General features: G+C 43.0%; 12 protein-coding genes. 4 read left to right on the forward strand and 8 right to left on the reverse strand.

All coding sequences use genetic code 11. The annotated features are described in order from the left end of the window. Positions 1-86: 86 nt before the first annotated feature. Positions 87-878: an SDR family NAD(P)-dependent oxidoreductase gene (locus AABM38_RS16035; protein ID WP_423407313.1), complete on the reverse strand. Its 792-nt coding sequence runs from the start codon at positions 876-878 to the stop codon at positions 87-89. Between the two features lie 11 nt (positions 879-889). Beyond that, positions 890-1,855, reverse strand: a complete 966-nt coding sequence (locus AABM38_RS16040; protein WP_423407314.1) for an MBL fold metallo-hydrolase — start codon at positions 1,853-1,855, stop codon at positions 890-892. A gap of 557 nt (positions 1,856-2,412) precedes the next feature. On the opposite strand from AABM38_RS16040, the gene proC reads away from it, so the two are divergent. From proC to namA, 3 genes are all read left to right on the forward strand, one after another. Then, the gene (gene proC, locus AABM38_RS16045; RefSeq protein WP_423407315.1) at positions 2,413-3,258 is read left to right on the forward strand and encodes a pyrroline-5-carboxylate reductase; all 846 of its coding nucleotides are present in this window, start codon (positions 2,413-2,415) and stop codon (positions 3,256-3,258) included. Positions 3,259-3,317: 59 nt separating this feature from the next. Then, positions 3,318-4,463, forward strand: a complete 1,146-nt coding sequence (locus tag AABM38_RS16050; protein WP_423407316.1) for a glycosyltransferase — start codon at positions 3,318-3,320, stop codon at positions 4,461-4,463. A 79-nt stretch (positions 4,464-4,542) separates the two neighbouring features. Beyond that, a complete protein-coding gene (gene namA, locus AABM38_RS16055) occupies positions 4,543-5,565 on the forward strand; it encodes an NADPH dehydrogenase NamA (RefSeq protein WP_423407317.1) in 1,023 nt (340 codons plus the stop codon). A gap of 218 nt (positions 5,566-5,783) precedes the next feature. Here namA and AABM38_RS16060 read toward each other — a convergent pair whose 3' ends face one another. The 5 genes from AABM38_RS16060 to rnz form a co-directional block, all read right to left on the reverse strand. Next, entirely contained in the window at positions 5,784-6,404 is a 621-nt protein-coding gene (locus AABM38_RS16060; RefSeq protein WP_423407318.1) for a class I SAM-dependent methyltransferase, read from the reverse strand. Positions 6,405-6,619: 215 nt separating this feature from the next. Further along, positions 6,620-8,758, reverse strand: a complete 2,139-nt coding sequence (locus AABM38_RS16065) for a heavy metal translocating P-type ATPase (protein ID WP_423407319.1) — start codon at positions 8,756-8,758, stop codon at positions 6,620-6,622. Then, on the reverse strand, positions 8,751-9,119 hold the full coding sequence (locus AABM38_RS16070) for a metalloregulator ArsR/SmtB family transcription factor (RefSeq protein WP_335375794.1): 369 nt from the start codon (positions 9,117-9,119) through the stop codon (positions 8,751-8,753). Before AABM38_RS16070 ends, AABM38_RS16065 begins: the two co-directional genes overlap by 8 nt. 189 nt (positions 9,120-9,308) lie before the next feature. Next, positions 9,309-9,857, reverse strand: coding sequence for a histidine phosphatase family protein (locus AABM38_RS16075; RefSeq protein WP_423407320.1), 549 nt, complete (start codon positions 9,855-9,857; stop codon positions 9,309-9,311). 12 nt (positions 9,858-9,869) lie between these two features. Beyond that, complete coding sequence (gene rnz / locus AABM38_RS16080; RefSeq protein WP_423407321.1) at positions 9,870-10,802, reverse strand: ribonuclease Z; 933 nt, start codon at positions 10,800-10,802, stop codon at positions 9,870-9,872. Between the two features lie 306 nt (positions 10,803-11,108). Here rnz and zwf point away from each other — a divergent pair, with 306 nt between their 5' ends. Then, positions 11,109-12,575 (forward strand): glucose-6-phosphate dehydrogenase, encoded by a 1,467-nt coding sequence (gene zwf / locus AABM38_RS16085; RefSeq protein WP_423410768.1) that lies wholly within the window; start codon positions 11,109-11,111, stop codon positions 12,573-12,575. Positions 12,576-12,631: 56 nt separating this feature from the next. Here the strand turns inward: zwf and AABM38_RS16090 are convergent, their stop codons facing one another. Then, positions 12,632-12,838 (reverse strand): zinc ribbon domain-containing protein, encoded by a 207-nt coding sequence (locus AABM38_RS16090; RefSeq protein ID WP_423407322.1) that lies wholly within the window; start codon positions 12,836-12,838, stop codon positions 12,632-12,634. Positions 12,839-12,966 lie beyond the last annotated feature (128 nt).

Consider the following 12,966-nt stretch of genomic DNA (forward strand, 5'->3'; position numbering starts at 1 on the left):
TTTAAATATCTGTATATTTCAATTTGGCTGAGTTTATGGCTCAAAATAAAAACCGCCAAACATGTTGCGGCGGTTTCGAAAGGTTGCTATTTTTTATTGAAGGCCTTCCTGCCAATGCGCTCAAAGGCGCGTGGAAAAAGCGCATAAAAAACGCTGCCTGCATTCATCCAGCGCGGGAGATTGATTTCCCTGGTCTTTGTCAGCATCCGGTCGACGACCTGTTTTGCTACATAGTCAGGCTTAAGCATGAAGGCTTTAACATTCTTAACATACGTACCCTGCTTATCGGCAATATTAAAGAAATTCGTTTCAATTGGCCCTGGATTGACAGACGTCACATACACATTGTCATCGGCCAGCTCCATGCGCAGGCTGTTCGTATAGCCTAGAACAGCATGTTTCGTTGCCGAATAGACACTTGATTTTGGCGTGGCTATCTTGCCGGCCTGAGAAGCGATATTGATAATATGGCCGCTGCGCCGCTCCTTCATCCCTGGAAGCACCATGGAGGTACAGGCCATCAAGCCGATGACATTCACATCAAACATCGATTTAATTTCCTCGACTTTTGCTTCGTGTGCGAGGTCAAAAATCCCGAAACCAGCATTGTTGACCAAAATGTCCACGTGGCCTAGTTCGCCTAGGACCCTAGTGAACACTGTCCGGATGGCGTCGGGATCCGACACATCCAATTGATGGACATATACTTTGACTGAGTGTGTTGATTCCAATTCTTTTTTCATTAACTCTAATTTTTCAATACCTCTCGCAAGGAGTACCAGATTCGCTCCCCGATGGGCACTAACCCTGGCAATCTCGGCACCGATCCCCCCGGAAGCGCCAGTAATGATAATATTTTTTCCTGTTAACGATGACACAAAAATTCACCTCATTTGGCTGTGTAAACGAAGGCTGTTCCTTCTTCCCTGACTGAAATTGCCTCAAGGGATTGTAAATAATCAAGCTGACCAACTGTTTCGGAAATGGTTAAATTCAACTCACGCTCGTAGACTGATGGAAATAAAAGCTTGCATATTTCAAAGACGGTAAGTTCCTTGCCTTCAAGCATTTTCCTTACCTGCATGGCCCTATCATGCTGTTTGGCAAGCCTTTTTTCAATTAGTCCATGCAATTCTGTAATCTCCGCTCCATGCCCAGTGTATACAAGTCCTATCGGATACTTCAGCAGTTTCTTTAGCGAAGCATTATATTGCACGAGCGGCTTAGGACGCTCTGATTCGCCTGGCAGAGGCGGCTCAAGCAAGGGGTTTGGCGAAATGCCTGCAAGGATGGTATCTCCTGCAATCATGACCCCGTCCTTCTCACGCAAAAGGACAATATGGCTCTGTGCATGTCCGGGAGTCTCAATTACTCGCCAGCCAGGGAGAGCAGGTGGAAAGTTGACCTCCGTTACTGTACCCGATAACGACCGGTCACATGAAAACACTAAGGTCTTTTGCATGACTTTAAGGGATGGCAGAAAATATTGCTCGGGAATTCCAAAATGCACAAAAAGCTTTTCATAAAATTTCTTATGTACACTTTCAAACTCAGGAGTCCTGTTGATCCATCTTTCATTAAGCGGGTGGCCGTATACTTCAAGTTCAGATGACAAGTAGTCAAGCAAGCCAACATGATCAGGATGATCGTGTGTGAGGATGACCTGCTCGATATCCTCAGGAGTAAGCTTAAGCTCCGCCAGCTGGGATTTAAAGGACTCCCAGGCATCCGCGGTTTTTGTACCAGCATCGACGAGTGTCAGCCTGTCTCCTTTTATTAAGTAAGCATTTACGTCACCAACCGGAAAAGGAGTCGGCAACGTCAGCTTGGCAATTCCATCTTTCCATTCTGCCATTTCATCTCACCTCAAAAATTATATTTATATAAGGTAAACAACATGTTTGTTTAAAAAATTAGTATGTAAGAAGTCATATTTACAAGACACAGCATTTTTTCAATATAAAAATAAGTTTACCTTTAAAGCTGCCAAATGTCATTATTTACAGATGGTATTTTCAGAAAAAACTAAAAATTAAACAATTTCCTCTTGACATTAGGGTTGTCCTTCTTGCATAATCACTATTAAATTTCATGACTTTAAAAAGCACTTGAGCAAGACGAGTAGACAGGAATGGCGCAAGAGAGTGGAGTCCACCGGCTGAAAGGCTCCGCCGCCCTCTTCCTGTTGAACCCTACCTTGCGAGCTGTCAGGCAAACCTGGCCGTATACCGGCGTTATCGGATTGTGAGCTGCATTTTTTTGGCACTGGCCGAAAAAGTGAATGAAGGTGGTACCACGGAAGCATGGCCTTTCGTCCTTTTATGGATGAAAGGCCTTTTTATTTTTACAGCTGAAAATATCCAGAAGCAATAAGGCTGTTAAAAAGCTTAAAAAATATTGGAGGCGACCTTGATGAAGAAGCTTGTTTTTGTTGGGGCAGGTTCGATGGCAGAAGCGATGATTTCCGGTATAGGAGCAAGCGGGCTTCTCCCGGGAGAGCATATGTGGTTAACGAATAAGCAGGATACACACAGACTCCAAACGCTGGAACAAAAATATGGGGTAAGGACTACGTATAACTATGATGAACTTTTCTCTGACGCGGATACAGTTGTCTTGGCGATGAAGCCAAAGGATGCCGCCATGGCGATTGGGGAAATTAAATCCTACCTGACTGATGGGATGCTCGTCATTTCCGTTTTAGCGGGTGTATCAATTGCGGCAATCGAGGCTGCTGCTGGGGCCTCACTCGCAGTAGCACGGGTGATGCCAAACACATCAGCTGCGATAGGAAAATCAGCGACTGCATTGGCAGTAAATGAGAATGTGACTGGTGAACAAAAATGGCGTGTAAAAGAGCTTTTCAATACGATTGGGCTGACGGCGATTGTCGAGGAATCACAACTTGATGCAGTTACCGGACTTTCAGGCAGCGGTCCTGCCTATATTTATTATCTTGTCGAAGCGATGGAAAAAAGCGCCGTAGAAATCGGACTTGAAAAGCATACAGCCAAACAACTCATCATCCAGACATTGCTTGGGGCAGCCGAAATGCTGACAAAATCGGATAAAGAGCCATCACAGCTGCGCTTTGAGGTTACAAGTCCGGGCGGTACAACCGAAGCAGGAATCAGCATACTCGAAAAGCATGGGGTACAATCTGCTTTTATTTCATGCATAAAGGAAGCTACAGCCCAATCAAGAAAACTTGGCAGCTTGCTCGGAAGCGAGCTTGCATCCGCAAACCGCCGTTTCTAAAATTGCAATCTATCCCTCCTTTTCTCTACAATGGAGAAAAACACGAGGGATGGATGGCAATGCTTTTGATTTTACTTACTCTGACACTCATCATCTGGATTGCAGCGACAATAGACGCGGCCATCGGTTTCAGCAAGCTAGACTCTTTGGAAAAAGCAAAGGAGATAGAAACTGGGCCGCTGTTAAGCGTCATCGTAGCAGCCCGGAATGAAGAGAAACATATTCAACTCAGCGTTCAAAGCCAGCTCGTGCAAACATATAAAAATGTGGAATGGATTCTGGTCAATGACCGTTCTGATGATACAACAGGCCGCACGATGGATGAACTCCAGAAAATAGATTCAAGAGTCAAGGTGATCCATCTTACCTCTTTGCCTGAGGGCTGGCTTGGTAAAAACCATGCCCTATATGAAGGATATCAGCAGGCATCTGGCAGCCGGATTTTATTTACGGATGCAGATGTCATGTACAGCCCGGAGGCTTTCGCAAAAGCTGTTGGCTATTTTGAAGAGCATGAGCTGGATCATATGACTGCCGCGCCAGATTTAAGTGCAAAACCGTTTTGGCTGAAAGCGTTTGTGGCTTTCTTTTTATTTGGATTTTCATATTATAAGAGACCTTGGCTCGCCAATAATCCGAGATCCAAAACAGGAATCGGGATTGGGGCGTTCAATATGGTCACAAGGGATGCATATGAAAAAATTGGGACACATGTACAAATCAAGATGCGGCCAGATGATGATTTGCAGCTCGGCAGGAAGGTAAAGGAAGCAGGGCTAAAACAGCGGATGGTGACGGCCCTGAAACTAATTGAGGTAGAATGGTACCCAAGCTTAAAAGAAGCCTTGGCAGGACTGGAGAAAAATACGTTTGCGGGACTGCATTATCGGATCAGTATGGTGCTATTTTCTATTTTTGGGGTCTTTGTTTCACAGGTCGTTCCGTTCTTTACGATTTTTTCTAATAACAAGGCCATTGCCATGCTGAGTGCCATCAATCTTATTTTCCTAGCAATTTTGTATACGATGGTCACGAAAAGAATGACCCGCTTTTCACCATTGTTGTTCTTTGCCCTTCCTTTTACGGCGCTGCTCTTTATTTTTTCAATCATAAGGGCAAGCTATTTAACCTTCAAAAGAGGCGGTATCATCTGGCGCGGAACAAAATATACGCTTAGTGAGCTGCGAAAAAAAAATGACCTGTGAGTACATTTTTTCCTTTCTGAAGAGAGCACTGTTATACTGAAAATATATTTTGCATTACGAAATAAAGGAGGCTTCTTGTTTGGAAACGAAATTATTTTCACCTTATGAAATGAAAGGGCTCACCCTTAAAAACCGAATTGTCATGGCTCCGATGTGCATGTACTCATGTGAAAAGGAAGATGGCATCGTTACTGATTGGCATGTCGCTCACTATACGAGCAGAGCCATTGGACAAGTCGGCTTAATCATTCTTGAAGCAACTGCTGTCACGCCACAAGGACGTATTTCCCATCAGGATTTAGGCATTTGGAGCGATGAACATGTTGCAGGGCTTACAAGATTGACTGAACAGATTAAGCAGAATGGTGCGGCAGCGGGCATACAGCTAGCTCACGCTGGCAGAAAAGCTGCGCTGCGTGATGAAATCATCGCTCCTTCTGCCCTGGCTTTCGACGAAAATTACAAAGAGCCAAAGGCAATGACAGTTGAAGAAATCAAAGAAACTGTCGAGGCCTTCAAGCTTGCTGCCGAAAGGGCAAAAAGTGCTGGCTTTGATGTGATTGAAATCCACGCTGCACATGGATATCTAATTAATCAATTCCTATCACCTCTTACTAATAAACGGGAAGACGAGTACGGAGGTTCTCCTGAGAACCGATTCCGCTTCCTGAGAGAAGTTCTTGAAGCGGTTAAAACGATATGGGACAAACCATTGTTTGTCAGGGTTTCAGCTTGTGATTACCATGATGAAGGGCTGACAGGCGAAGACTATGTAACAATTGGCTCATGGTTGAAAGATTTAGGCGTTCATTTAATCGACGTCAGTTCAGGAGCAGTTGTTCCCGCGAGAATTAACGTTTATCCAGGCTATCAGGTCAAATTAGCTGAAAAGATCAAGCATGGCGCGGACGTGGCAACTGGAGCCGTAGGCTTGATTACGACTGGAATCCAGGCAGAAGAAATTCTTCAGAACGACCGTGCCGATTTAATTTTCATTGCACGCGAACTGCTCCGTGATCCTTACTGGCCGCGCACAGCAGCAAAAGAACTTGGAACTAGCATCGAACCGCCTAAGCAATACAGCCGTGGCTGGTTATTTTAATACTCTTATAAAGCCGGCATTTAAAATGCCGGCTTTATTTATTCATCACGCAGGAAAAAAGTTGTGAGGAAAAATACAATGTTCGATGGGTAGAATGATGACTTCACAAGACTTAGAGACGAAAATTTTCTGCATAAGCAGGAATCTGTTTTTTTACACTTACCTTTTAAAAATTCAAAAAGCCCAGCTGCAACTCAATGCACGACTGGGCCATCCTCTTACGAAACTTTTTTCAGGGTAATCTTGCGGTACATGCCGCCAAACATGATGCCAACATCGGATAACAGCGCAAGCGCAGTTCTTTTGCGCTGATAAAAGGCTTCAAAGGAAACACCTATATCTGTTCCCAGCACCTTGATCACATGCCTTAATAATTTTTTTGAGCGTGATAAGCCTTTACCTGGTTCTGCGAACTTATCGAAAATTAAGATCGTACCATTTATACGGCACACTCTTGTCATTTCATCAAGGGCTCTGTTGCTGTCAGGGACGACCGACAGGATTAGGCTGCCAACTACATAATCAAAACTCTCGGATGGGAAATCTAACTGTTGTGCATCCATCTTCAAGAAATGAATGTCTGAATCCGCAAATTTCCGCCTTGCTTTCTGAAGCATGTCTTCTGAATAATCTATCGCTGTAACGCTGAGTTTTTTATCTGGCAGTCTATCAATATCAGCACCTGTCCCAACCCCGACAAAAAGAATCCTGTCTCCCGGCTGGAATTGTACATCAGTAAAAAGTTTTTCCCTTGCCCGTGAAAATGGGCCCGCATCGAAAATCCAATCATAGATTGGGGCCCATCCTTTATAAATGATCGCGTTCCATGAATTATTCATTGCATCCCTCTCCAGCTCCATTTTTTTATCTTTATAGTCACGGAGTATAAACATGGAAGATTGATTACCCTAACCACACGAACATGTTTTTTTTATTTTAAAGGCTACTTGATTACCTAAAGAACAGAATTTGGTAAAAGCGGCCGCCATAAAGCTTCTTGGTTACCTAAATCAATCGAATTCGGAAAAAATGGTCGCCTATATGGCCTCTTGGTTTATTTATCTTTCACCTTCAAAAGCCTTAGCCCGTTCAGTGTAACGATGAGCGTTGCTCCCATATCTGCAAAAATAGCAATCCATAAGGTGAGCCAGCCTGGAATGACGAGCAGCAATGCGAACAATTTAACGACAATTGCGAATGTGATGTTCTGTTTGATAATGCTCAGTGTTTGGCGGCTTAGTTTTATTGTAAACGGCAGTTTTTTCAAATCATCCGCCATTAATGCGATATCGGCAGTTTCTAGTGCTGTATCTGTTCCAGCCCCGCCCATTGCTATACCAATAGTCGCTGCGGCTAGTGCCGGCGCATCATTGATTCCATCGCCTACCATTGCCACTTTGTTGTGTTTTTTTTGCAATTCTTTGATGAATGACAGCTTATCTTCAGGGAGAAGCTCTGATTCTATTTCTGAAACTCCTGCTTCCCTGCCAATCGCTTTAGCGGTTCCGCTGTTGTCTCCAGTAAGCATGATCGTTTTTTCAATGCCCAGTTCGTGAAGGCGGGAAATGACTTCCCTGCTTGATTCTCTTACCTCATCCGCTACGGCTATTATGGCAAGCATTTCAGAAGCCGTCCCGACAGCCATGACTGTCTTCCCTTCATCCTGCAGCAGGGAAATTTCTGCGTTAAGATTTGATGGAATTCCAGTGCTTATGATTCCATCAAGATATTTAGGGCTGCCGATATAATATGTTACTCGATCTACTGTCCCTTTTATTCCTTTGCCAGTGACCGAAGTAAATTCCTCAATGACTGTATCCTTGAAAGTGATGTTGTCACTTTCTGCCTTGCGGACAATAGAAGCAGCTAGCGGGTGCTCTGATTTGTTCTCAAGTGCTGCAATTACTGATAATAATTCATTACAATCATATGAAGACAGCACTTTATAGTCCGTAACGGCTGGTATTCCTTTTGTTAATGTTCCAGTTTTATCAAAAGCAATGGCCTTAAGCATGCCCATTTCTTCCAGATAGACTCCACCTTTGATAAGCACGCCATTTTTCGCTGCATTGCCTATCGCGGTTACAATCGAAACTGGGGTTGAAATAACAAGTGCACATGGACAGCCGACAACTAGCACGGCCAGCCCCTGATAAATCCACTCGCTCCAATCAGTGCCAAATAACAGCGGAGGAAAAATGGCTACCAAAAACGCGACAAGGATAATGATCGGGGTATAGTACTTAGCGAAACGGTCGACAAATGCCTGTGAAGGTGCCTTTTCTGCCTGTGCTTCCTCCACAAGATGAATGATCTTTGCAATGGTGGTATCGTCGACCAATTTAGTGATTTTCACTTCAAGAAGGCCTTCTCCATTCAGTGTTCCTGCAAAAACCTCATCGCCAGGATTTTTCTCGGCAGGAACCGATTCTCCTGTAATTGCTGCCTGGTTGACGGCAGAGAAACCGGCGACTACGTCCCCATCCATAGCGATTTTCTCTCCTGGTTTTACGACCATGATGTCTCCAACAACAATCTCATTGACATTCACCAGGAATTCCCGCTCATTCCTTCGTACAAGTGCTTCTTTTGGAGCGATATCCATCAACGAGCGAATAGACGCTCTTGCTTTATCCATTGAATAGCGCTCAAGCACTTCGCTAATTGCAAAAAGGATGACAACAACTGCACCTTCGCTCCACTCCCCAATGATCGCGGCACCAATGATAGCAACCGTCATCAATGACCTCATATCAAAATCAAGCTTTAATAGATTTTTTATTCCGGTTTTAAAGAGTGAATAACCGCCTACAAGAATTGCTCCTAAAAATGAAATTATTGCAGGAAGGCTTTCCTCTCCTTCATTTATTTGAAAATAGTACCCCGCAATAATGAATAATAAGCTAATTAGAACAGTGAGGTTTTCTTGCAAGAATGGTTTCTTGTTTTCAGGTACAATTTCTGCTTCATCTGGATATAACCTTAAATTCTCAAACGCTCCTGCCTTTTCGAGTTCTTCAATGGAGGCATTGCCATAAACGGTTAATTTGGAGGCACCAAAATTTACTTTTGCATCAAAAACACCATCCAGGTGTTTTACGTTCTGTTCGAACTTTCCGGCACAGCTAGCTCAGGTGAAGCCCTGTACGCGGTAAATCGTTTTTTCTCCTTGTAGTTCTGCTGCTTCAACCACTGTTCTCCATCTCCTTTTGATGTTCAAACGCTATGTGGATTAATTGTTTAACATGATCATCGATCAATGAATAAAAAACCAGCTTTCCTTCTTTACGATATTTTGCGATGCCGAGATTTTTTAAAAGGCGTAAATGATGCGATGCCGTCGCTGTCGATGCATTTACAATCGAAGCTACATCGCAGACGCACAGTTCTTTTTCAACATATAGGGCGTATGCAATTTTCACCCTCGTCTCATCTGATAAAGCCTTAAAAATCCTAGCTGCTTCAAAAGTATTTTGTTCATTCACCTGCGCAGCCACGCGGTCGACTTTTTCCCGGTCGATGCAATTTACCTGGCAGACATCTTGTTCCTTCATTAGAACCCCTCTATTCATTCAAACGATCATTTGATTATAGGATATTCAAATAACCTTTTGATTGTCAACAAAAAAATGGAAACCAGGAATTTTTCCTGATTTCCATTTTCTTAAGATTAGATTATTTTCTCGCCCAAATGTTTAAATTAAACACAATTCTTAACAATTTTAACGGCCAATATTTTTATATTATATCCTGTCATCCCAAATCCTCTTTAATATCGTCTTTTCATCTGACACCACAAGTTCAAAAACATCTGGATTCGTCATTTCCATTAGGCAGTCATATCCGAAGCTTTCATTGAAATATCTCATAAGCAAGGTGGTCATATTGCCATGGCTGACCAGCAAAATATTTTCATCATTAGAACACAGGATGTCCTCTAGCAATGATTTTGCTCTTTCCATGCCTGCTGTATGTGATTCTCCACCTTCGAACACTAAATCGAAATCATCAAAACTTTGTTTTAGCTTATCGCGCCAATCTTCAAAGCTAACCGTACTCAAGACTCTTTCTCCCAGCCTGCTGTCTTCAATGATATTGATTTTCTTTGAATCAGAAAGTGGTTTAATCGTATCAATCGCCCTTTTGAACGGGCTCGAGAAAATGAGGTCTATCTCCTTTTGCTTAAAAAATTCAACCAGCGCTAGTGCCTGCTTTCTCCCCTGCTCTGTCAGAGGAGCATCTATCGGCTGGCCTTCCGCACTCGCATGCCTGACGAGATATACGGTTTTCATTATTCCACCCCTTTAATCAGGCAGTCTTAAGGAGATGCCGATTTCCATAAAATCCTCAGATATGACCGTATTTGAAAATGCCTTCCCTGCCTCCGCCTCAAGCTGCTTCCAGTCGTTGCGGTCATATCGTGAGCTGATGTGTGTGAGGCACAGCTTTTTTGCCCTGGCTTTGAGAGCAGTATCAGCGGCCTGCAGAGTTGTAGAATGAAAATATTCATGCGCAAGAGCTTCTTCGTTCGCTGAAAAAGTAGCTTCGTGTATCAGTAAATCTGCGTTTTCTGCGAGGAGAACAGCATTCTCGCAGACTCTCGTGTCACCCAAGATCGTCACAATCCTGCCTTTTTGGGGCGGTCCTACAAATTCTTCAGGTTGAATGACTCTTCCATCTTCCAAAATTACTTCTTCACCGTTCTTGATTCTTTTGTAGTCTGGACCTGGCTTGACTCCCGCGGCGGCAAGCCTTTCGGCGAGAAGGGTCCCAGGACGGTCCTTCTCCACAACTCTATACCCATATGAAGCAATTCCATGCTCAAGGAGCCTGGCTTCTACAGTGAATTGGTCGTCTTCAAATATAAGTCCTTCCTCAATCTCGATGATCTCGATTGGGTATTTCAAGTAGGATTTACTAATTTTCAGAGATAGTTCGATATATTCCTTAATTCCTGATGGACCATAAACTGTTACCAATGATTCTCCACCTTGGAATGAACGGCTTGAAAGTAATCCTGGGAGTCCGTAAATGTGGTCCCCATGCAAATGGGTGATAAAAATTTTTTCAATCCTGCGCGGTTTAATGCTAGTATGTAAAATTTGATGCTGTGTAGCTTCTCCACAGTCAAATAGCCAGACTGCTCCTCTTTCCTCGAGCAATTTTAACGCGATCGAAGTCACATTCCTCAGCTTAGCAGGAACGCCTGCCCCAGTCCCCAGAAAAAAAACATCCATTTTTAAAACCGCCTTTCATGCAAAAAGCCCGCTGGTACTTGGGCTGGTCATTTCTTTGTTCCTTCCAATATATCACAAGAGACCGTGGTTTGTTAAAGATACCATATAAGGCAAATCTGCAGATTTAACACAATGGGCATAGTTCCAGTCATTTGGAAGAAACTAATTACAGTTCAAACAGTTGCTAATTGTTCACGAAACCGATAAAATTTTATACTTGTAAAGTGTTTTTATACATATTGAGTAAATTCATATAAAGAGAGGTCCTATATTGTGACACACACTGATAAACCAACTGCTTTAATCATGATCTTCGGGGCTACTGGAGACCTTGCGAACCGTAAATTGTTCCCTTCCCTATACAATTTGTTTGAAAAAGGAAAATTGGACAAATTCGCAGTCATAGGTGTCGCCAGACGTTCACTATCAAATGAAGAATTCCAGCAGAAGGTTAAAGAATCTGTACAAGAAAATCATGAATCAGCAAAGAATATCGATGAATTTGCATCTAAATTCTATTATCACTCCCACGATGTTACTGATTCAAGCTCCTATGTAGCTCTTGGAAAGCTTGCTGAAGAAATGGACAGCCACTACGGACTTGATGGAAACAGAATCTTCTATCTTGCGATGGCGCCTGAGTTTTTTGGAACAATTGCAGAGCATTTAAAGAAGGACAAGCTTACAGATGTTTCAGGATTTAAACGTCTCGTAATTGAAAAACCATTTGGACATGACCTTGAGTCAGCAAAAGTTTTAAACAAACAAATCCGTACTGCATTCTCGGAAAATGAAATTTATCGTATTGACCATTATCTTGGTAAGGAAATGGTCCAGAACATCGAAGTCATCCGATTTGCCAATGCAATGTTTGAACCGCTTTGGAATAATCGCTACATTTCAAATATACAAGTTACTTCAAGCGAAACGCTTGGCGTTGAAGAACGCGGACGCTATTACGAAAAAAGCGGCGCGTTGAGGGACATGGTCCAGAATCATATGCTGCAAATGGTTTCATTGCTCGCAATGGAGCCCCCAATCAAACTAACAACAGATGAAATCCGGTCTGAGAAAGTTAGAGTGTTCCGTGCCCTTCGTCCAGTAAAAGGAGAAGAAGTAAATGAATACTTTGTTCGCGGTCAATATGATAAAGGCCAGATGAACGGCGGAGAAGTACCAGCTTATCGCAACGAGGAAATGGTCGATCCTGAATCAAACACGGAAACTTTTGTTGCCGGAAAATTAATGATTGATAATTTCCGCTGGGCTGGAGTGCCATTTTACATCCGTACAGGTAAAAGAATGACAGCTAAGTCTACAAAAATTGTGATTCAATTCAAAGATATTCCAATGGATCTATACTATCGTCCGGAAAAAACGGTTAATCCTAATCTTTTAGTGATTCACATCCAGCCAGAAGAAGGAATTACACTTCATCTGAACGCTAAAAAATCCGGTCAGGGAACAGATGCAACACCGGTAAAACTGAACTATGCAAATAAGGGCATTGACGGCCTTAATACTCCTGAAGCATACGAAAAGCTGTTATTCGATTCACTTCGCGGAGACGCTACTAACTTTACCCATTGGGATGAAGTCGCGCTTTCCTGGAGCTTTGTCGATAACATTTCAGATGTTTGGGAAAACACAAAAGAGCAAGCCTTCCCTAACTACTCATCTGGCACTATGGGTCCAGACGCAGCAGATCAGCTGCTTGAAAAAGATGGATTCTTCTGGTGGCCTGTTACTGAAATTGATGTTGAGAAGTGCTAATCAAACTATAATAAAATCCCGCCTGCCGAAGCTGCAAGCGGGATTTTCATATCTGCTCATCCTCCGAAAAATAAATCAAGAATATTGGACCCTGCAGATGCCTGTTTATTATAAAACTCTGAATAACCACACTTCCTGCAGTACACGACCACGAATTGATTATGTTGTATATCGAACATCTTGGACAATCCAGCACCGGTCATGGCAACTTCCTTTTCCCCTGCATCCCTGCTCCCGCATTTTACGCAGCCGCTTTCGATCATCTTTCACATCTCCCTTTTTACGATTTAAATTACATACGGTTATGGAAGTATTTGGTTTCGTTTTATTTAGTATTGACTTTAAATAAGCAAAATAGAACTGACAACATTAAAAAAAAGAGGCGACTAAA

The sequence above is a fragment of the Heyndrickxia sp. MSNUG genome (assembly GCF_049532715.1).
In the GTDB taxonomy this organism is placed as follows: Bacteria; Bacillota; Bacilli; order Bacillales; family Cytobacillaceae; genus Mesobacillus.

Excerpts from the sequence above, each read along its gene's own strand:
- AABM38_RS16040 (WP_423407314.1), bottom strand. The coding sequence starts at position 1,855 with ATGGCAGAATGGAAAGATGGAATTGCCAAGCTGACGTTGCCGACTCCT.
- proC (WP_423407315.1), top strand. The coding sequence starts at position 2,413 with ATGAAGAAGCTTGTTTTTGTTGGGGCAGGTTCGATGGCAGAAGCGATG.
- AABM38_RS16050 (WP_423407316.1), top strand. The coding sequence starts at position 3,318 with ATGCTTTTGATTTTACTTACTCTGACACTCATCATCTGGATTGCAGCG.
- AABM38_RS16060 (WP_423407318.1), bottom strand. The coding sequence starts at position 6,404 with ATGAATAATTCATGGAACGCGATCATTTATAAAGGATGGGCCCCAATC.
- AABM38_RS16070 (WP_335375794.1), bottom strand. The coding sequence starts at position 9,119 with ATGAAGGAACAAGATGTCTGCCAGGTAAATTGCATCGACCGGGAAAAA.
- AABM38_RS16075 (WP_423407320.1), bottom strand. The coding sequence starts at position 9,857 with ATGAAAACCGTATATCTCGTCAGGCATGCGAGTGCGGAAGGCCAGCCG.
- rnz (WP_423407321.1), bottom strand. The coding sequence starts at position 10,802 with ATGGATGTTTTTTTTCTGGGGACTGGGGCAGGCGTTCCTGCTAAGCTG.
- zwf (WP_423410768.1), top strand. The coding sequence starts at position 11,109 with ATGATCTTCGGGGCTACTGGAGACCTTGCGAACCGTAAATTGTTCCCT.
- AABM38_RS16090 (WP_423407322.1), bottom strand. The coding sequence starts at position 12,838 with ATGATCGAAAGCGGCTGCGTAAAATGCGGGAGCAGGGATGCAGGGGAA.